The organism is Methanocorpusculum vombati, assembly GCF_026891935.1.
Taxonomy (GTDB): Archaea; Halobacteriota; Methanomicrobia; order Methanomicrobiales; family Methanocorpusculaceae; genus Methanocorpusculum; species Methanocorpusculum vombati.
Genome location: NZ_JAPTGC010000002.1, coordinates 156,573 through 174,858 on the forward strand (window position 1 = coordinate 156,573; position 18,286 = coordinate 174,858).

Annotated in this window: 20 protein-coding genes and 1 tRNA gene; 11 read left to right on the plus strand and 10 right to left on the minus strand. The window is 54.6% G+C overall.

Annotated features, from left to right (window positions below; all coding sequences use genetic code 11):
* The first annotated feature begins 3 nt into the window (after positions 1 to 3).
* From O0S09_RS02235 to O0S09_RS02260, 6 genes are all read left to right on the plus strand, one after another.
* Positions 4 to 450, plus strand: coding sequence for a methanogenesis marker 5 protein (locus O0S09_RS02235; RefSeq protein WP_268922286.1), 447 nt, complete (start codon positions 4 to 6; stop codon positions 448 to 450).
* Positions 447 to 1,700 carry a methanogenesis marker 15 protein gene (locus O0S09_RS02240; RefSeq protein ID WP_268922287.1) on the plus strand — a complete coding sequence of 418 codons (1,254 nt, stop codon included), beginning with the start codon at positions 447 to 449 and terminating at the stop codon, positions 1,698 to 1,700. The genes O0S09_RS02235 and O0S09_RS02240 overlap by 4 nt, the downstream gene beginning before the upstream one ends.
* Entirely contained in the window at positions 1,701 to 2,282 is a 582-nt protein-coding gene (locus O0S09_RS02245; RefSeq protein WP_268922288.1) for a methanogenesis marker 17 protein, read from the plus strand.
* Entirely contained in the window at positions 2,279 to 3,217 is a 939-nt protein-coding gene (locus tag O0S09_RS02250) for a methanogenesis marker 7 protein (RefSeq protein ID WP_268922289.1), read from the plus strand. The genes O0S09_RS02245 and O0S09_RS02250 overlap by 4 nt, the downstream gene beginning before the upstream one ends.
* Before the next feature lie 3 nt (positions 3,218 to 3,220).
* The gene (locus O0S09_RS02255; protein WP_268922290.1) at positions 3,221 to 3,682 is read left to right on the plus strand and encodes a carboxymuconolactone decarboxylase family protein; all 462 of its coding nucleotides are present in this window, start codon (positions 3,221 to 3,223) and stop codon (positions 3,680 to 3,682) included.
* A gap of 86 nt (positions 3,683 to 3,768) precedes the next feature.
* On the plus strand, positions 3,769 to 6,651 hold the full coding sequence (locus tag O0S09_RS02260) for a hypothetical protein (protein ID WP_268922291.1): 2,883 nt from the start codon (positions 3,769 to 3,771) through the stop codon (positions 6,649 to 6,651).
* An 11-nt stretch (positions 6,652 to 6,662) separates the two neighbouring features.
* Here O0S09_RS02260 and O0S09_RS02265 read toward each other — a convergent pair whose 3' ends face one another.
* Positions 6,663 to 7,937, minus strand: coding sequence for an O-acetylhomoserine aminocarboxypropyltransferase/cysteine synthase family protein (locus O0S09_RS02265; RefSeq protein WP_268922292.1), 1,275 nt, complete (start codon positions 7,935 to 7,937; stop codon positions 6,663 to 6,665).
* Positions 7,938 to 8,140: 203 nt separating this feature from the next.
* Between O0S09_RS02265 and O0S09_RS02270 the strand changes: the two genes are divergently transcribed.
* From O0S09_RS02270 to pscS, 3 genes are all read left to right on the plus strand, one after another.
* A tRNA-Cys gene (locus tag O0S09_RS02270) sits at positions 8,141 to 8,212 on the plus strand.
* A 155-nt stretch (positions 8,213 to 8,367) separates the two neighbouring features.
* Positions 8,368 to 8,547, plus strand: coding sequence for a hypothetical protein (locus O0S09_RS02275; protein WP_268922293.1), 180 nt, complete (start codon positions 8,368 to 8,370; stop codon positions 8,545 to 8,547).
* Positions 8,548 to 8,549: 2 nt separating this feature from the next.
* On the plus strand, positions 8,550 to 9,728 hold the full coding sequence (gene pscS, locus O0S09_RS02280; protein ID WP_268922334.1) for an O-phospho-L-seryl-tRNA:Cys-tRNA synthase: 1,179 nt from the start codon (positions 8,550 to 8,552) through the stop codon (positions 9,726 to 9,728).
* A gap of 8 nt (positions 9,729 to 9,736) precedes the next feature.
* Here the strand turns inward: pscS and cofE are convergent, their stop codons facing one another.
* Genes cofE through O0S09_RS02295 form a run of 3 tightly spaced genes read right to left on the minus strand, consistent with a single transcriptional unit; the run spans position 9,737 to position 11,650 of the window.
* A complete protein-coding gene (gene cofE / locus O0S09_RS02285) occupies positions 9,737 to 10,507 on the minus strand; it encodes a coenzyme F420-0:L-glutamate ligase (protein WP_268922294.1) in 771 nt (256 codons plus the stop codon).
* A 49-nt stretch (positions 10,508 to 10,556) separates the two neighbouring features.
* Positions 10,557 to 11,009, minus strand: coding sequence for a DUF5814 domain-containing protein (locus O0S09_RS02290; RefSeq protein WP_268922295.1), 453 nt, complete (start codon positions 11,007 to 11,009; stop codon positions 10,557 to 10,559).
* Positions 11,006 to 11,650 carry a DUF2150 family protein gene (locus O0S09_RS02295; RefSeq protein ID WP_268922296.1) on the minus strand — a complete coding sequence of 215 codons (645 nt, stop codon included), beginning with the start codon at positions 11,648 to 11,650 and terminating at the stop codon, positions 11,006 to 11,008. The genes O0S09_RS02290 and O0S09_RS02295 overlap by 4 nt, the downstream gene beginning before the upstream one ends.
* A gap of 146 nt (positions 11,651 to 11,796) precedes the next feature.
* Here O0S09_RS02295 and larE point away from each other — a divergent pair, with 146 nt between their 5' ends.
* Together larE and thiI are read left to right on the plus strand one after the other, a co-directional pair.
* Complete coding sequence (larE, locus tag O0S09_RS02300) at positions 11,797 to 12,585, plus strand: ATP-dependent sacrificial sulfur transferase LarE (RefSeq protein WP_268922297.1); 789 nt, start codon at positions 11,797 to 11,799, stop codon at positions 12,583 to 12,585.
* Positions 12,564 to 13,757 carry a tRNA uracil 4-sulfurtransferase ThiI gene (gene thiI / locus O0S09_RS02305; RefSeq protein WP_268922298.1) on the plus strand — a complete coding sequence of 398 codons (1,194 nt, stop codon included), beginning with the start codon at positions 12,564 to 12,566 and terminating at the stop codon, positions 13,755 to 13,757. Before larE ends, thiI begins: the two co-directional genes overlap by 22 nt.
* Before the next feature lie 574 nt (positions 13,758 to 14,331).
* Here the strand turns inward: thiI and rpl12p are convergent.
* The 6 genes from rpl12p to O0S09_RS02335 all read right to left on the minus strand — a co-directional run bounded on the left by rpl12p (position 14,332) and on the right by O0S09_RS02335 (position 18,285).
* Entirely contained in the window at positions 14,332 to 14,643 is a 312-nt protein-coding gene (gene rpl12p / locus O0S09_RS02310; protein WP_268922299.1) for a 50S ribosomal protein P1, read from the minus strand.
* 27 nt (positions 14,644 to 14,670) lie between these two features.
* Positions 14,671 to 15,516, minus strand: a complete 846-nt coding sequence (locus tag O0S09_RS02315; protein WP_268922300.1) for a 50S ribosomal protein L10 — start codon at positions 15,514 to 15,516, stop codon at positions 14,671 to 14,673.
* 2 nt (positions 15,517 to 15,518) lie between these two features.
* Positions 15,519 to 16,160, minus strand: coding sequence for a 50S ribosomal protein L1 (locus tag O0S09_RS02320; protein WP_268922301.1), 642 nt, complete (start codon positions 16,158 to 16,160; stop codon positions 15,519 to 15,521).
* 120 nt (positions 16,161 to 16,280) lie between these two features.
* The gene (locus O0S09_RS02325; protein ID WP_268922302.1) at positions 16,281 to 16,754 is read right to left on the minus strand and encodes a 50S ribosomal protein L11; all 474 of its coding nucleotides are present in this window, start codon (positions 16,752 to 16,754) and stop codon (positions 16,281 to 16,283) included.
* Between the two features lie 106 nt (positions 16,755 to 16,860).
* On the minus strand, positions 16,861 to 17,784 hold the full coding sequence (locus O0S09_RS02330; protein ID WP_268922303.1) for an EamA family transporter: 924 nt from the start codon (positions 17,782 to 17,784) through the stop codon (positions 16,861 to 16,863).
* Positions 17,785 to 17,808: 24 nt separating this feature from the next.
* The gene (locus O0S09_RS02335; protein WP_268922304.1) at positions 17,809 to 18,285 is read right to left on the minus strand and encodes a transcription elongation factor Spt5; all 477 of its coding nucleotides are present in this window, start codon (positions 18,283 to 18,285) and stop codon (positions 17,809 to 17,811) included.
* Position 18,286: the final 1 nt, after the last annotated feature.

Here is an 18,286-nt window from a genome sequence, read left to right on the forward strand (position 1 = left end):
ACCATGGCAAAAGTATTCATCTATCCGGCAACCAGCCTCATCTTATCCGATCTCGTGGCACGCTTCGGCCATCAGCCGCTCGGATCGGCAATCTCGATACGCGAACATATTCAGACCCCGGGCTTTGACTCTCCCCCGATTCAGATGACCTCGGAAGACCCGCAGAAAGGTCTCAAGTGGGCGGCTGTCGAAGTTCCGTCCGGTATCCGGGGACGCATGTCCCTCTACGGCCCACTGGTTGAGGAGGCGGAAGCCGCGATCATCATTGACGAACCCGATCTCGCCTTCGGCTGCATGGGCTGTGCACGAACCAACGAACTCCTTGCCTTCATGCTCCGGGAAAAGGACATTCCGCGGCTTGAACTCCGCTATCCGACATCAAAGGAGGAAGGTGTCACGTTTGTTGCATCGATCAAAGAGTTCCTGAAAAACTTGGAGGTACAACAATGAGCGAACAGCCCGTACGAATCGCCCAGATCACCTGCGGCGCAGAATACAGCGGAATCCAGAACGAAATAACCACTGCTGCCGAGACGGTCGGCGGCAAGATGTTCTATCCCGACGTTGCATTAAAGGACGTCAAACGTGCCTACAAAGACTTTGGTCTGCCGGTCAAAAGCCCTGACCTGAAACTTGCCATCGCTCGTGCCCAAGCTATCGTTGAAGGCCGCATCGAAGCGGACGGTATCTTCATTGCAAGCTGTTTCCGCTGTGCGGAAGCAGCAATTGTCAGAAACGAGCTCCGCCGCTACATCGTAGAGAACTCCCGCATTCCGGTGGTATCCTACTCCTTCAACGAGCGGACGGGCTCGTCCACCCTTCTTACACGACTCGAAGCCCTGACCACCATCGCCCGCAGACGCAGCCTCATGGCACGCGAAGTGCAGGTTGGAACAACCATGGGCGTTGACTCCGGGTCCTCGACCACGAAGTGCATCATCATGCAGGACGACGAGATCATCGGTACCGGCTGGAGACCGACCACCGAGGTGCTCAAGAGCGCCGACGAAGTCGTCGCTCTGGCACTCGAAGAGTCCGGCCTCAAAATCTCCGACATTGAAGCCATCGGCACCACAGGATACGGCAGGTTCCTTGTCGGCAAACACCTGAACGCCGATCTTGTGCAGGAAGAGCTGACGGTCAACTCGAAGGGTGCCGTCTATCTCGCGAACGCCCAGAAAGGGTTTGCCACGGTCATTGATATCGGCGGTATGGACAACAAAGCCATCAGCGTCAACGACGGAATTCCGGGATCGTTTACGATGGGCGGCATCTGTGCCGGAGCGTCCGGCAGATTCCTTGAGATGACCGCAAAGCGTCTGGACGTTGACATCACCGAACTTGGCGCCCTTTCCATGAAGAGCGCGGGCGGCGAGGATGTGCCGATGAACAGTTACTGTATCGTGTTCGGCACCCAGTCGCTGGTGAACGCCCTCGCCGCAGGATACAAGCGCGAGGATGTGGCGGCGGCAGCCTGTCACAGCGTTGCCCAGCAGGTGTATGAGCAGCAGCTGCAGGAGGTTGACATCAAAGAGCCGGTCATCATGGTGGGCGGCTCGTCCCTGATTCAGGGACTCGTCCGCGCCATGGGCCGCATGCTTAACACCGAGGTCGTTGTTCCGCACCACTCACAGTACATCGGCGCAACCGGCGGGGCGCTTCTTGCCTCCGGTTTCATTGACCAGAAAAAGGAGGCGTAGATGGCAGGCTTAGACTACTTCGCGGTTGAGTCCACGGAGGATGGTGCCGACAACTACAACAAAATCGCCACAACCGTTCTGCAGGATCACAACCTGCTCTCGATTGTGGAAGGGCTGCATCTCTACATCGATCCTGAGTATCCGCTGTTTGTGGCGACCGGCCTGATCCGTCCGCCGCGAGCGGCTATCCGGGTGTCGGATGTGGGCAACGTGCTGGTGCAGGACGGAAAAGCAACGATTGCAGTAGGTGACGAGACCTATCTTGCCGCGATGCTCGCGATGCTCTGGAACCGGATCGGTCACGACAACGTGGACCAGCCCGACCGGTTCACGGTGATCATCAGCAACGTGGCTATCCCAAAAGATCTCGAAAACTGGATCGTCATCGATCCGGCAGAGTCGCTGTTTAAGGATCTGATCTATGCAATTCAGGTGATTGCACCGGAAGGCTTCAAGGTCCGCCGCGAAAATTACGGGTCTGATCGCTTCTCCTATGCGGCAAGCGAGAACACGCTTCCGGCTGAGGATGTTGACCGGATTATTGCTGACCGGTTCACGCTCATGGAGGAGGAGCTGCGATGATTCTTGTTCCGGTTACCTACAAGGGCGGTGTGTACCGGCTCGATGAGGTGGTTGACTACATTGAGGATCTCGGCGGCTACATTGTGCAGCGGCACAACATTGCCAACGAGGTTGTGCTACAGGTGCTGATGCCGCAGGACGATATCGAAGGGCTGAAGGAGTTCTCCCGTCCGCTTGCAGGCGAGGTCCAGACCTCGCCTCTGGTCGGTACCGAGATTGTCGTGGTGATTCCAAGTCTGGAGATTCATCACCTGCCGCACTCGGCCTGTGATGTTGCCGAGTACCTGCGCAGTCACGGCTCGAAGTCAAACATTCTCGGAATGGCCAGAGGTTTTGGCAAACGCATCTCGCAGATCAATGACGAGGAGCGCGACCTGATCAATGAGCACGATCTGGCAATCTATGTGCTCGGCAACTTTGCAACCTGCATTGAGAAGAAGTTCCCGAAGCTCCGCCGCGGCGTTACGGTACCGATCATTCTGACCGGAGGGCCGTCCCGCGAACAGCTGGAGAAGCAGACCGATCCGCCGGTGGCGGGATATGTCGGCGGTCTCGGCCGGTTCATGCACCGGACACAGACGGAGGCGGATATTCACCGGCTGGATCTGGTGATCGAGGAGGTGGAACGGGTGATCTCCGAGAAACGCAAAGAGCTGTCGCATGATCCGCTCTCGGTGTCGCCTGCACGGATTCAGGATATGATCAAGCAGGAGATTCCGGAGATAGAGGATGTGTACTCGCCGTCGCCGATTGCGGTGCAGCTGACCGGTCTGCGGGTAAAGCTCAGCTATGCGGAGTATGCACAGCGTATTCGCGATCTGGTGATTGAGGGGGATATTACGGTCGGTGATGTGGCGGATGTCCTGCCGTCCCGGATGCGCAATTACATTCTGATCCGGATCCGTCCGTTATCGGAGACAAATATTGTGGTGTAATTCATGGTTGAGTTTGATTTGGATTTTCAGGAAGCTATCCGGGAACTTGAAGAAAAGGGTGCCAAAACAACGGCGGCCGACTGGCTTGCCCGGGTTGAGGAGGAGTACGGGACCGCCCCGTTAATTTACAAGAAGCTTGAGGACTGCCCCGAAGCGCTGATTTCGCATCTTCTCTACAAGAATGCAGTGAATCAGATGAGCAGTCTGGAGCCGCGGGTGATCGAGCTGATCAGCCTTGCGGTGGGGGCAGCCCTCCGCTGTGATCACTGTACGGCGTATCACATGCAGGTGGCAAAAAAGATGGGTATCCCCAAAGAGGAAATTCTGGAGGCGGTGCTGGTTGCAGGACTTCTTGCAAACTCATCGGTTCTGGCAAATGCCTATCGTGTGATACCTGATGCTGCCAAGGAACCGTGCGGGGCAGGTTGTTCTATTGCCGGTGTTCCGGCAAAGAAGGAAGAGTAATCTTCCAGCCACAGGATTTTATATTTTCCTGCGATCTATTTTTAGTACATTTCGGGAAGTGTGTATTTACGAGAAAATATCTGTTTGTGCTGATCGTTTTTGCGTTGTTGTTCGCCGCAGGAGCGGCAGCTGATGAAGGCGGAACAGAGGAGGATTCCTCCCCTGCAAAGATACCAACGGTACCGACGACGGAAGCAACGACCGTACCGACAACGGTGATAACAACAGTGCCAACGACGGAAGCAACGACCGTGCAGACAACGGAGATAACAACAGTGCCGACGACGGAAGCAACGACCGTGCAGACAACGGAGATACCAACGGTGCCGACAACCGAGGAAACGACCGTGCAGACAACGGAGATACCAACGATGCCGACGACGGAAGCAACGACCGTGATTCCGACGCAGCAGCCAACAGAAACCACACAGGAGTCTGAATCCGGGGAGCAGAAATCTCCCGAACAGAAACCATACGCCGACACGGAGAAATCCTCTCTTCCGGAAGATGTAGAGGGCATACAGGGGCTCCTTAAAAAACAGAAGACCGTACTGGAGGAGGCTCTTGAAGAGGCTGATGCCAAAGTAGCTGCATCGACCCGGCAGGAAGAAGAACCTCAGCCCGTATCCGTTCCATCCCCGCAATACCTCTCCGGCGGGACTGCCGAATCCTATCCCCTCAACGGCGATGCACGCCTCGTGTACCCTGGAAATACGGCATTTGTCTATGAAAAGATCAAAATACAAATCACTGCCTCCGCCTATGCCACCTCCATTGCCTACATGAGCGGATCGGCAAATCCGTCCGCCCTCAACACCATCCAGGCGGATGCAAACGGTGTCATCAATCTCCTGGACGTCTCTGTCGGGGGGTACACCGGGGCTTACCGCATCTATAACGGCAGTGAATGGACCGGCGGCTACCTCTACATCTGGCAGCCGGACCTTATCCTCCGTGCTGAGTATGCAGGTTCCACCGACTCCGTGGACGGCAAAGCCGTCAGCAAAAGCAGCAGCATCCACTACATCATTGACTCACCCAAGGTCGGCCCGTCCGGAATCGGCGCAAAAGCGCAGATCATCGTAACCACACCCGTTGGCGGTCAGACCACCATGCTTGGGTCTGTCAGTCTTGCAGACATTGACATCAACTCCGTCCGTGTCACAACCCGTGACATATCCCTTGCCGACTCCGCCCTGCGCGGCGGAACTTACACCTCCCGTGCCGAGTGGATAACGCCGCAGGTCTTTGCCAACTACGCAAAGAAATCCAACACTGTCACCTACTATCTTGGCAGCAGTACCGGAATTTCGCTCACAGCCGGCAGTGAAACCGTTGTCCGGAGCAATCCGTTCACCGTAACCGTCAGCGGTCTGCCGAACACTCCCTACCTCATCAGCCTTGACGCGGGCCGCAGCCCGGGCCCGCAGCTGATCGCAGGACAGCCCGGTGTTGTCCGCGGGTCGGAAAATCCGAAGGTCAGCATCGGCGGCGGTGAAAAATCCGTTCTGCTTCCCGACGGTGCGTCAGGCGATCCGAACTCATGGGGTGTTGTCACCACCGACGCCTCCGGAAAACGGGTGGTTCAGTACTCCACCAGCCCCGTAAACGGCCGTCCGGTCGAAGAAGGTTCTTACACCGTCCGGATCAACGACATCACTGATTACGGTACAGCAGCCGGAAAAGGAAGTGATTATGACCGGGTCAGCATCAGAATAACCGTCGGCGGCATGAGTATGACCGCAACCGACTCCAAGAACTCATACTATCTCGGGGAAGAAATACGGCTCTCCGGAACCAACACCGATTCGGATACCACTTACCTCTTCCTCACCGGCCCGAACCTGAACTCCAACGGTGTCAGCCTTGCGACCCTTGCATCCGGCGAACTCACCAAAGTCTCCGTTAAATCCGATCACACCTGGGAGTACCGGTGGGATACCAGCTCAACCGGTCTTGATACCGGTTCTTACACCATCTACGCGGTCAGCACGATGAATGACAAGTCCCATCTCTCCGGCACCCAGTATGCAACCTACTCCGTGCAGCTGAAGCAGCCGGGCCTCAGTACCGCAACGTCATCGTTTGCCGCCGCCAAAGGCGACACCGTTCATATCACCGGAACCGTCACCGGCAGTCCATCCTCGGTTGCGATCTTCCTCTTCGGTTCAAACTACTATGAACGCAGAACCGTTTCGGTGAGCGACGGCGGGTACGACTACCGGATGGCAATTCCGGAAAGTATGTCCGCAGGCGAGTACTTTGTGGTGGTTGAGCATCCGATGAACGACGGCAGGTTCGGTGTGCAGGAGATCCATCAGGACGGTAAAACTGTCCTTGCTATGGCGGCTCCGGGCGGCGGAACCCAGAGTTCGTTTGTGGTGGAAGGTCCCGGCAGGTTACAGGGTTCGCAGGCGGCGAATGCTCTGGTGAAGATGCTTGCCTCCCCGTACATCGATGATCTTTACACCACGCTGACACTGACGGTGCAGTCACCGTACATTGAGATTACGCCGGTCGGCACCCGGTATGCCGGAGAGCCGTTTGCCGTGTCCGGCCGGACAAATCTTGCGCCGCAGGACAAGCTGCTGGTCGAAGTAGTGCCCGCCTCCTTTGTTCCTTCCGGCAAAAATAATCCCGTGTCGTCGTACGGAACTGCGGGATCGGTTGCGGTGATGAAAGGTTCTCCCGATAATTCATGGAGCTTTTCCGTGGATGGATCGAAACTTTCCCCTGATACCTATACCGTGAAGGTTTCGGGTGAGTCCGTCTCCACAAGTTCTTCAGCAACGTTTGACGTGGTACCAAAGCCGATGGAGACGCCGACACCCAGGCCGACAGAGACCATCCCGGGGACCACGGTTCCCACAACCGTTCCGCCGGCACCAACCGAGTCACCGTCGGTCGTGTTCTGGTGGGCGGGACTGATCGTCTGCGGTGCGGCGGTGCTTGGAACGCTGCGCAGATAAAAAAATATTTTTCAGATATTTTCCAGCGCCAGATCAAGGTCGGCGATGATGTCTGCGGCATTCTCAAGACCGATGGAAAGCCGGATGGTATCGGGGGTTACCCCGGTTGCCCGCTGTTCCTCCGAGGATAACTGCTGGTGGGTGGTTGAGGCCGGGTGAATGATGAGGGATTTTGCATCACCGATGTTTGCAAGAAGCGAGAAGAGCCTCACACTGTTCTGCACGGTGACGGCTGCATCGTATCCGCCCTTCACCCCGAAGGTGACCAGCGGGCCGCCGGAACCGCCGAAGTACCGGACAGCGTTTGCATGCGAGGGGTGATCGGCAAGTCCCGGATAGTTGACCCAGGCAACCTTGGGATGGTTTTTGAGATGCTCGGCGACCGCAAGAGCATTCTCCGCATGCCTTCCCACTCTGAGATAGAGTGTCTCAAGACCGATGGAGGAAAGCCAGGCATGGAACGGACTGAGCGTTGCACCAATGTCACGCATCAGAGAGACGCGGATACTGGTTGAGACGGTGGCAGGGCCGAAGGCTTTGTAGTGTACAAGACCGTGATAGGCCGGGTCCGGCTCGGTGAACATGGGGAACCTGCCGTTATCCCAGGGGAATCTACCGCTCTCAACGATGACGCCGGCAAGTGCGGTTCCGTGACCGTTGACATACTTTGTTGCAGACATGACAACGATGTCTGCGCCGTGTTCGATCGGCCGCACCGTACCGACGCCGACGGTGTTGTCAACGATGAAAGGGACTCCTGCGTCATGAGCTATCTTTGCGACCGCCGCAAAGTCAGGGATGTCAAGCTTCGGATTTCCGATGGACTCAAAATATACGGCACGGGTCTTTTCGGTAATCGCCTCTTTCAGCTCCGCAAGGCTGTCTGAGCTGACAAACCGGACCGTGCGTCCGAGATTCGGCAGCGTGTGGTGAAAGAGTTCATAGGTTCCGCCGTAGAGGTTGTCGGCGGAGACGATCTCATCCCCCGGACGGGTTACGGCGAGAACTGCGTAGCTGATAGCTGCCATGCCGGACGCGGTGCTGATTGCCGCAGTCCCTCCTTCGAGTGCGGCAATTTTTTCCTCAAACGAGCTGTTGTTCGGGTTGGTGAGGCGGGTATAGATGTTTCCCTCCTCAGTGAGGCTGAAGCGTCCTGCCGCCTGCGCTGCATCGCGGAAGACGTAGGCCGTTGTCATATAGATGGGTTCAGCACGCGCGCCTGTTGCGGGATCCGGTTTTTGTCCGGCATGTATGGCGAGCGTTTCTTTTTTGTAGGTATTGGTCATGGAAAAAATTCTCCTGCGTGCTGCATTCACACTGTGAATACACATTCTTCTTTTGCAGGTAAATAGATTTTCATGCCGCGGACAATGCCGAAACTCCGAATAAGTATAAATAGGAGTGAAGACAATCTTGTATTCACAGTGTGAAGTTCACACTGTGAATCCTCGGAAACTCTTCTCCGGCAAACCTGCAGGAGATGATTTCTGCCAGGTTGGCGGAGTGGCTACGCGACTGCCTGCAGAGCAGTTCCACGCCTGTTCAATTCAGGCACCTGGCTCTTCCCGCAAGGGGCAAAATTTTCTTATTCGACCATACTGGCAGTATGAGCATGCCTTCCCGTTCTTTGGGAAAGACCGAATTCCAACATGAAATAAAACCAGCCGCACTGTATCCATGCGGATTACCAAATGCCGGATATGCATGATGATATCTATGTCACAAAAAGCAATTGATGCAGTATTTGCCGGTCTCTTTCACCTGACCGATATCCGGACCATACTTCGCCGGACAGCGCCTCTGCATCAGCTGAACGATGAAGAGAAGGAAACAGCCAGAACATCTATTGACGCTGTACGCAAACAGCTTGCCGTTCTTGAGGAGGAACTCTTGTGACGATGAGATGTGCCGCGGGAATTGAGACACGGACCGTGGAAGAGTCCTCGATCAATCTAGATCCCATCCAGGCTGCTGGCAGACTGACACCGGAAGCAATGAAGGCAGTAATTGCCTGGGGCGACGGCTACTCGGTCTGTGATCACTGCCACAAACCGTTCCGTCTGGACTACGTTGCAAACCCGCCCATTGCAGACTTCCACGCAGACCTCTCCTCATGGCTCGGCATGGATCAGTCGCAGGTAGTACCGGGTGCACGCAGAGCGTTTCAGGAAGTGACCGGCGCTCTCGTCGGCAAAGGCGAACCGGTAATGATGACCGGCATGGGACACTACACCGCGTATCTCTCGGTTGAAGTGGTCAACGGCGTGGTCCGGGAAATTCCGCCGACCCCGGACCATCACATCACCGCCGACACCGCTGCCGAGCGGATCGAAGCGGCCATCCGCGAGTTCGGGTACGCACCGAAACTACTCTTCATCGATGCAGTGGACTTCATGTATGGTAACTTCCATGACGTGAAAGGTGTTGCACGGGTTGCCCATCAGTATGATATTCCCGTACTCTACAACGGCGTCTATACCGTCGGGGTCCTGCCGGTGAACGGAAAAGACCTCGGCGCCGACTTTGTCGTCGGCTCCGGTCACAAAAGCATGGCAGCCCCCGCACCATCCGGCGTCCTTGCCACGACCGATGAGTATGCCGACGTTGTTCTGCGGACAACGAAAATTTCCGGAGATGTTACCGGCCGCAGATTCGGCATAAAACAGGTGGGCATTCTCGGCTGCTCCCTCATGGGCGCTCCAATTGTCGGGCTGATAGCCTCATTCCCGACGGTGAAGGAACGGGTGAAACACTGGGACGAGGAACTTGCCAACCACAAAATTGTAACGGATGCCCTCCTCTCCATTGAAGGAACAAAGATCGCCTCAGAGGTCCCGCGCCGCCACACACTCACCAGAATGGACACCTCCGCATCCTTTGATGTGGTTGCCCGGACGCATAAAAAACGGGGCTTCTTCCTCTCAAGTGCCCTTGCAAAACGCGGCATCACCGGCATTATGCCGGGAGTAACAAAGCAGTGGAAGTTCAACACCTACGGCCTGACCCGGGAACAGGCCGAATATCTTGCCGCCGCATTTGTGGATATTGCCGAGGAGAACGGCCTTCGCATTGCGTAAGGCCGTCCTCACACTTTTTTCGTCAGACTTCCCAGGAAAAGATCTTCATCCGGTGCGATGGATTCGATTGTCGCATTCTCCGCGAACGTATACGGATACCCGCGGACAAGCACCACCGGCACCCCTTCATCCGCCTCGCCCATCAGAAGCTCGGCGGTTGATGCAAGTGAGTCGGCAATTGCCCGGCGGGTCACCTGCAGTTCATGACCGAAGAGATCCGGCCTGCCGCGTTCATCGGTGATCGGAAGAATACCGGAACATCCGATTGCAACACCCGACACGCCGAGCCGCATCGCATGCGTGCGCGAGTCGATGATGATCACTGCAACCTCTTTACCGGTACGCTCCCGGATCTCCCTTCGGATGCGTGCCGCACTCGCGTCTGCATCCTCCGGCAGACGGGTGACCCAGCCGTCCGGCGCGTTGGACTCATCCACGCCCGCGTTCGGAAGCACAAGATTTCCCCGTGCGGCAAGCAGAAATCCCGGAATACCGCCAAGGATCTCATCGCTCTCCGCAATCACAATCTCGGCAATTCGTGGGTCAAGATCATACTTTTCTGCAAGCGCCCTGGCGTTCTCGCCCGGCGTAATATCGGCAAGCCGGATGTTCCGCCCTTCGGTGGTGGACAAGGGTGACTCTGCAAAGAGCAGAATATCACGGTCGCAGATTCTCTCTGCCTCCGTATCACCAACGGCTGCAATCACCCGCCCGACAATATCATCGCCCGGCTCAAGAAGACCGGTAGCAACCCCGTATACGGAAAAACCCGGATTCATGTATGATCTATTGTACTCTGCATCTCAAAAAACGTGACGGGAAAAACAGTTAGCGGGCAATCTGGCGGATATGTTCGTCGGAAAGTCTGACCAGTCCCTCCTGCCCGGCAAGGTCTGCAACGCTGCGCACCGCCTCCAGAAGATGCACGGAATCTTCAAGGAAACTGAGTATATCCGCAGGGAACAGATCAATCCCGTATTCTTCAAGAAGATGATTGTGAATCTCCTTATGGTTGAGTCCCATCTCCCGCAGTTCCAGAACCGCAATCACAAACTTTCGTTCCGGACACCCGCAGAGCGGTGAGTCGCGGCAGCTGCACTCAAGAAAGTCTTTGTAAAAGCGGAGAACCTGATCCCGTGTTCCGGGATCCAGGCTGTCGATATTCATTGACCCTGTGATGGCTTCCAGATTTGCCGGGTGAAACGCGCCGTCCGGCAACCGGTATCCCGCTGCCCGCTGAAGTTTTTTGATGTAGCGGAACCGGGCACGGCCTGCGATCACTGGGCTTCTCCGGCTTCCTCGTCGAAGTTCTTTAAGGACTTCATGGCGTCAGCAATGCGCTCCACCTCAACAAGCCACTCATCAAAGAGGGTCGGCTCATCGGTATCCTTGACATATTTTCCGCAGCAGGATGCACCGTTAATAACAGCTGCTCCGATTGAGGATGCAATGTCCAGAGCCTTTTCCGGATCTTTTTCGAAGACCTTGCGGCCTTCCTTCACGAGGTTTTTGACCTCTTCACTGGGCGGGTATGCCTCTTCCAGGTACTTCTGTCCGGCTGCAAACAGCACCAGCATGGACACCTGCATAGACCCGACAATCTCTGCAACCTCTGACTCCGGCAGTTCCTCCATTACGATCTCCTCAACGCCGCGGAGCTTGGTTCGTGCATCTTCCAGAGAGATTCTGCCGTTCTGATACAGGCGGATGATTTTAATTGTTGCAAGCGTGATGTCGTCGGAGAATCCGTCCAGAATACGGTATCCTTCCGGCATCTCTTCACTGTCATCATCACCGGCAAAATCAGCTTCGGCAAGAGTGTTCAGCCAGTTGTCCCAGCGTTCCTGATTATAGAAGATATAGAACAGCTTTGCCGGTGCCTCCGGTTCAGCCGTTTTTTTAGAAGATTTCTTTGCAGCCATATCTCACAGTAAATAGTTCTGCCCTGATTCTTATAGATGTTGTGATATTCCTGCACAGGAGAGAGTGCATACATGAAGACATTGGTAAAGCCGTCGCATATTTATTGATTCAGAGCGAATACTGAGTACTTCAGGATGTTCACAAAGTGAATGAGAATCCTTCGATAATTCCGGCAAAACTTGCATCGATTTTGCAAAAACGTGCACCACTGCTGATTGCACTTTCCGGGGGTCAGGACAGTCTTGTCCTTCTTGCAACAGCAAAGGCTCTGGATCTTCCGGTTGCTGCTGCGACTATTCTGTCGGAGTTTGCGGTTCCGGGAGAGACGGAACGGGCAGATGCGATGTGCAAAAAACTTGGTGTTCCCTGGTATCCGATTGAGATCGGTCTGCTTAAGGACGCAGCAATTCGATCAAATCCGGTGGACCGCTGTTATCTCTGTAAGCAGCAGATTATGCGCCCGCTTCTGAAGCTGGCGGATGAGCTGGGGAGCAGTGTCTGCGACGGTACGCATGCTGATGACTCCCCGAAAGAAAGACCCGGCTATGCAGTTCTGCAGCAGCTTGGTATCTGCAGTCCGTTTGCCGAGGCAGGTCTTGGGAAAGCAGATATCCTTTCCCTTGCCGACACGCTGGAGATCCCCCGGATTCCTCCGTCATCCTGTCTTGCAACCCGGCTGCCGTTCGGCGTGACCATTACCACGGAACGTCTGAGCCTGATTGCCGCTGCAGAAACACTGCTGCGGGATCAGGGAATTTCCGGGACCCTCCGGGTACGGCTGATCGCAGATGAAGCGGTTGTGGAGGTGGAGGCATGGGAGATGCAGAAAGCGCTCTCCCTCCTTGATCGGTTGGAAGGTCTTGGATTTTCCCATGTACGGGTTGCCGGCTATGCGGCAGGAGGTGTGGAGCGATGGAGACAGACACAGCAGTAATGGTGAGAATCGGCGAGCTCTGGCTGAAGAGCGAGCAGGTAAAGAAACAGTTCATGGCATCGCTGATGCACAATATCCGTGCGGCGCTTGATGCAGAGAGTATTGAGTACAAGACCGAAGAGTACCGGGGCAGGGTCCTGATCTACGGTGATGCGGAACGGATTGCATCGGTTGTCTCACGGGTATTCGGGATTGTAGATGTGAGCATCTGTACAACCTGCGGAAACTCTCCCGAGGATATTGCTGCGGCGGCGATATCCGTTGCCGAAGGAAAACTGCATCCCGGAATGCGGTTTGCGGTACGGGCACGCCGTCAGCATGTTGGCGGGTTCACCAGTCAGGAACTTGCGCGTATTGTTGCGGATGCCGTGTGGGAGAAGGTTCCGGATTTTGTGGTGGATCTGGATAATCCTGAGTACGAGATCTTTGTGGAAGCACGCGAGTACGGGGGTATCGTCTACGACAGCCGCATTCCGGGGCAGGGAGGGCTGCCGCTCGGAACAGCAGGAAAAGCAATGGTTCTTCTTTCGGCGGGAATCGATTCTCCGGTTGCAGCCTGGCTGATGATGCGGCGCGGTGTTGTCGTCTCCGGTGTCTTTATGGACGGCGGCAGATGGGCGGGACCTGCAACAAAAGATCTTGCACTTGACAATGCACGGATTCTGTCCACCTGGTCTCCGGGCCGAAATTTTGCGGTATGGGTTGTGGACATGGAGCCGTTTTTTGCGGCGATGATTGCGTCCTGTGACCGGCATTATACGTGCATCTTCTGCAAGCGGTTTATGATGCGGGTTGCGGATGCACTTGCATCCCGGGGAAGGTTTGATGCACTTGTTTCCGGAGAGAATCTTGGACAGGTTGCGTCACAGACAATCCAGAATATGCGCGTGATCACCGCATCGGTGGAGACACCGATCCTCCGGCCGATCCTTACATATGATAAAGAGGAAACAGTTGCAATTGCCAGAAAAATCGGGACATTTCATGAAAATCCGGGAGATACCGGGTGCCTTGCAGTTCCCAGGAAACCTGCCACCCGTTCCACGGTCGAACTGATCGAAAAAGAGGAAGGGAGTCTGGATCTTGCAGAACTGATTGAAAATGCCTGTGCATCAGCCGAGTTATGGATTGCACGAAACGGCACTATTTCCAGAAAAGCGCTTGAAACCTGATGGTTTATCCCATTTTACCAGGGAAAAATCCTCCCGCGAATTTTTGTCATAACTAAAATCTTTATATTGGGTTATGTCCAAATAAAGTATCACGGGTATCTACCCCAGGTACTGTTCGTCTATGACGAAGCCAGTGTCACATCAACCTATTCGTCAGAGCTGGGGAGTTCTGTTGGCGTAGGCGGATTCTGGTGATAACTCTGGCAGCTTCCGGAAGTTTTCTGGAGCTGTCAAAGAGTACCGTTTCGGCACAATCAGCTCCCCTGAAAGAATCTGTGTCCCCAAGATAGGAGGATTGTTTCCTTTTGGTACTGGCCGCGATTTGCAGATATGCTGCAAACAGATACGCCATTCCCACGAGAAACCAATCAAACTATTTTTTGTGAAAAACTGTTTTTCTGCGATTCTCTGTTTTGTAGAATGTATTTTTTGTCCCGTCAGGGAACCGACGCGAAGTCGGTGCATAGAGTGAAAACAGTACTCAAAAAACGTCAGGAAAATATGGATTATGCCGCGGCAGTAACCTGCTGCGGCATATTTCGATGTAACTCTTGTATGAGAACGGAATCGAAATTTATCCGAAGAGTGCGCCAAGGCCTGCCATGGCGTCCTCTTCTTCCTCTTCCTTGTTCTCTTCCGGTGCTGCTGCCTCTTCTGCTGCTGCGGCTGCCGGTGCTGCTGCACCTGCTGCTGCAACTGCAACCGGTGCTGCTGCTGCCTTGGAGATTGCTTCCTCGATGTCGACACCGTCAAGTGCGGCAACAAGTGCCTTTACACGGGAGTCGTCAACTGCGATACCTGCGGCAGAGAGAACTGCCTTAACCGATTCTTCATCCACAGTCTTGCCTGCGGAGTGAACTAACAGAGCTGCGTAAATGTACTCCATTTTATCTTCACCTATTTTGTATGATAATTATGCCTTCAGGGCGTTTGCTTGTCTGTATGCCTTGCTGATGATCATCTCGATGACACCCTTCTCGTAGATCGGGGCTTCCACACCAAGGTTGCGTGCCTCACGGACAGCCTTTGCAATCTGAGCCTCAGTAACAAACGGACATGAGGTCGGAACTGCTGCGTTGACTGCGAGGTTGAACACCTGCTGTGCTGCAAGAGTGATCTTTGCCTTGTATGCCTCTTCGTCAATTCCAAGAACATCCGGCAGATAAATCTCGCCTTCGTATACGACGGCAAGAAGTGATAAACCGACGGGCATCGGCTTGATATCAAGCTTAGCCAGAACATCGGCCTGTTTTTTGTTGATAGCCTGACCAGCTTTCACAACGGTCTTGGTCTCTTTAATTTTGACCTTGCCGCCGTCAATAGCTGCCGGGATACCTGCCTGCTGGAGTTCTCCGACGATCGGTCCGGGCTTGAAAGAAGTTGGTCCTGCGGGGACAACGATATCCTCAGGAGCGACTTCGCCTGCTTTTGCGGAACGCTTTGTCTTTGTCTGTTCAAGAGACTTGAACAGCTTGAACGGGTTTCCGTCGGCGAAGATCAGTGCAGAGTGCTCACTTACGTGACCATTGAGGTCAATGAAGTGACCGCCAAGCTCATTGAACGCATGCTCAACGAGCGTGTTTCTTGCAACCTTCACAACTGCATTGCCGTGCAGGTTCCTGCGGATCTGCTGGAACTGTCTTGCGGGAATACCGTAGACGTCCACCAGGCCGATAAGCTCATGCTTGCCGGCGTTCTCCACAATCGATTCAACTTCTTCGCGTTTCCACGCGGGAAGGTGGTGGGTATAAATTGCCATGTTTACATCACCTTCACAGCGGGACCCATCGTAGTCTTGACGTAGACGGAACGAACATTCAGTTCGCCGTTTTCGAGTCTTCCCAGTACTCTCTTTAAGACCGCATCGACGTTCTCGGCTACCGCATCCGCACTCATGGCGGTGTTTCCGATCTTCACAGACATGTTCAGTCTGTCCTTGGACCGGATCTTGACGGAGTTCCGAAGACGCTCAACGATCGGAGTAATGTCCTGACCCATCGGAATCGGCTGCGGCATTTTGCCGCGGGGACCGAGTCTCTGACCGAGCCAGCGACCAACAAGTGGCATGACCGCAGTCTCTGCAAGGAAGTAGTCGTACTGACCTGCGAGTTTACGTGCCTCGCGCGGGGCACCACCCAGGCGCTCAATCTCTTCAGGGCCGATAATGATATCGACACCTGCGTTGCGAGCCTGGGACACAATGTCTCCCTTACCCAAGACAGCGATCTTTTTGACGCCTATTGCCTGTGGCAGAAGAATCGTCTCATCAATACGGTTTTTGGGCTGCGCCATGTCCACATGCTTGAGATTGATAGTAATATCAATACTCTCCTGGAACTTCCTCTTGGGCGCCTGCTCCATTGCTGCCGTAACAGCGCTGATAATTTGGGTCTTGTCAACCATTTGATGAAGCCTCCATAGTTCTCGACCGGTTTTTATCCGATCTCCTATGGTTGTTCTCTACAACTGTACATTTTTCGCGGGGTATCTCACCCGCTACCCGTTTGAAGCTGGACACACGCTTTATGCAAGCTGTGCGTCGTACTCGCCTGCATTGACTGCGGCAATTGCGGCTTTCGCCGTCTTGCCGTCGATGGTCACACCAACGGAAACGCAGGTGCCCATGACTTCCTTGACCGAGTTTTTCAGGTCATAGGAAAGCATGCTCTCCATCTTCATCTTTGCAATGCGAATGACAGCTTCAAGCGGCAGATTACCAACTGCCTGAGTGTTCGGAGTGCCGGAGCCCTTCTCGATTCCCGCTTCCTTCATAACAAGTGCGGTTGTCGGAGGGATACCGACCGTTAACGTGACGTTCTTTTTGTCATCGACTGTAACCGTTACCGGAACAGACATGCCGTTGAACTCAGCAGTCTTCTTGTTGATATCATCAACGACTGCTTTCACGTTGATCCCAAGGGGACCCAGTGCCGGACCAAGTGGTGGTCCTGCAGTTGCTCTACCGCCAGGTACCAGTACCTCGACAGTTTCTGCCATTGTATCACCGTATGTCAGTGCAGATCCAAAGATCCGCCTAACATTGGTTTAATAGGGTCGACGTATGAGAACATAAAGGTAATGGGTTGCAGGCATTGTATCGTTCTCACGGGTTGTCCGCAGAACGTAAAGCCGGGAGATGCGGGTATGCGATCCCCGCAAAGATGCACAGGACTCCGAGCCACTGAACCCAGGAGACAGCTTCGTGTAGTACGATGACCGAAGTGATGATAGCCACCGGCAGTTCCGAGGAGCTAAGGATCGTTGCAGCACCGGTGGAGATCTTTGGTGTACCGACTGCATAAAGTAAAACAGGAAGGCATGCCCCGAACAGACCAAGTGCTGCGCCATAGATCCAGATGCCGGAGATCACGGTGCCGTTCGTGAAGAATTCGGGTGAAAGCACGCACAGAAGTACAAACAGCGCGCAGGTGACAATCCAGAAACTCCGGTGTACCGGATGCATCCGGGGCTCGATGCGACCGCTCAGAAAAATGAACACGGCATAACAGAACGCGCACAGGAGACCCGCGCAGACCCCGATCACGGTCAGGGTAATTTCCGTCCCGAGAACCCCGCCGGCAAGCAGTGTCCCGGCGAGAAGAATTACCGCTGCGGTTACAGATGTACGCGAGGGAAGTCTGCGCTCGGCAATGCTTTCCAGAATGATGCCAATCCAGGTGAACTGGAACAGGAGCACCACTGCAACCGATGCCAGTGTTGTCTCAAGCGAGAGGTAGTAGAAGAGACATACCGAACAGGTAACCGCACCGGTGATCAGCAGAACCGCAGCACGGCGCAGGAGCGGAGTGCGGGGTTGTGAAGGAGGAACTGCCTTTTTTCGCCGCAGGATCGTAAGTATCAAAAGAAAGACGCCAAGAAACATCCAGCCGGAGAAGTACTGGCTGATAACCACGTCGGCAAAGGTGTACCCCTGGGCGTAGGCAAGTTTTACAATCGTTGAAAGAATCCCGTAACAGCACCCGCCGGCAAGAACCAGCAGAGGATACACTACAACCCTGATATCCATAAAAAAAGAAAGGGAGATGAGAAATTACTCGTGGTTGCGATCGATCACACGCACATTGTCGCCGCGCACGGTGATCGGAATCGGTACGATGGATTCGTACAGCTCCACCGTGATCTCTTCTTTGGTGTGGTCCACGCGCTTGACCACTGCCTTTTCACCCTTGAAGGGCCCTGCGATCAGCTCAACAATTGTACCCTCTTCAATACCCGACACCGCCGGTTTGGGCACAAGGAAGTGCTTGATCTCCTCCATTGACGTCTCGTTTTTGAGAACAATCCGCGCATGCGCAATTGTCTCCACAAGCTCCTCAATTCTTGCATGCTCTTCCGGACTTTCCACAAAGACATAGCCCTTAATATCCTCCGGAACCACTACAGCCGTCACGACGACGTCCGTCATGTTATTCTCAATCGCCTCGCGGATATTATCTGCAACCGTCCGCTCGTGCTTGGACGTTGTCTTAATTATGTAGTAGTGGTTGCCAAACTCTGAATCAGTCATG

Bases quoted from the DNA above. Each gene is read 5' to 3' on its own strand.
- rpl12p (WP_268922299.1), bottom strand. From the start codon at position 14,643: ATGGAGTACATTTACGCAGCTCTGTTAGTTCACTCCGCAGGCAAGACT.
- cofE (WP_268922294.1), bottom strand. From the start codon at position 10,507: ATGAATCCGGGTTTTTCCGTATACGGGGTTGCTACCGGTCTTCTTGAG.
- pscS (WP_268922334.1), top strand. From the start codon at position 8,550: ATGAGATGTGCCGCGGGAATTGAGACACGGACCGTGGAAGAGTCCTCG.
- O0S09_RS02245 (WP_268922288.1), top strand. From the start codon at position 1,701: ATGGCAGGCTTAGACTACTTCGCGGTTGAGTCCACGGAGGATGGTGCC.
- O0S09_RS02325 (WP_268922302.1), bottom strand. From the start codon at position 16,754: ATGGCAGAAACTGTCGAGGTACTGGTACCTGGCGGTAGAGCAACTGCA.
- O0S09_RS02235 (WP_268922286.1), top strand. From the start codon at position 4: ATGGCAAAAGTATTCATCTATCCGGCAACCAGCCTCATCTTATCCGAT.
- O0S09_RS02335 (WP_268922304.1), bottom strand. From the start codon at position 18,285: ATGACTGATTCAGAGTTTGGCAACCACTACTACATAATTAAGACAACG.
- O0S09_RS02240 (WP_268922287.1), top strand. From the start codon at position 447: ATGAGCGAACAGCCCGTACGAATCGCCCAGATCACCTGCGGCGCAGAA.
- O0S09_RS02275 (WP_268922293.1), top strand. From the start codon at position 8,368: ATGTCACAAAAAGCAATTGATGCAGTATTTGCCGGTCTCTTTCACCTG.
- O0S09_RS02330 (WP_268922303.1), bottom strand. From the start codon at position 17,784: ATGGATATCAGGGTTGTAGTGTATCCTCTGCTGGTTCTTGCCGGCGGG.
- O0S09_RS02320 (WP_268922301.1), bottom strand. From the start codon at position 16,160: ATGGTTGACAAGACCCAAATTATCAGCGCTGTTACGGCAGCAATGGAG.
- O0S09_RS02255 (WP_268922290.1), top strand. From the start codon at position 3,221: ATGGTTGAGTTTGATTTGGATTTTCAGGAAGCTATCCGGGAACTTGAA.
- O0S09_RS02250 (WP_268922289.1), top strand. From the start codon at position 2,279: ATGATTCTTGTTCCGGTTACCTACAAGGGCGGTGTGTACCGGCTCGAT.
- O0S09_RS02295 (WP_268922296.1), bottom strand. From the start codon at position 11,650: ATGGCTGCAAAGAAATCTTCTAAAAAAACGGCTGAACCGGAGGCACCG.
- thiI (WP_268922298.1), top strand. From the start codon at position 12,564: ATGGAGACAGACACAGCAGTAATGGTGAGAATCGGCGAGCTCTGGCTG.
- O0S09_RS02265 (WP_268922292.1), bottom strand. From the start codon at position 7,937: ATGACCAATACCTACAAAAAAGAAACGCTCGCCATACATGCCGGACAA.
- O0S09_RS02315 (WP_268922300.1), bottom strand. From the start codon at position 15,516: ATGGCAATTTATACCCACCACCTTCCCGCGTGGAAACGCGAAGAAGTT.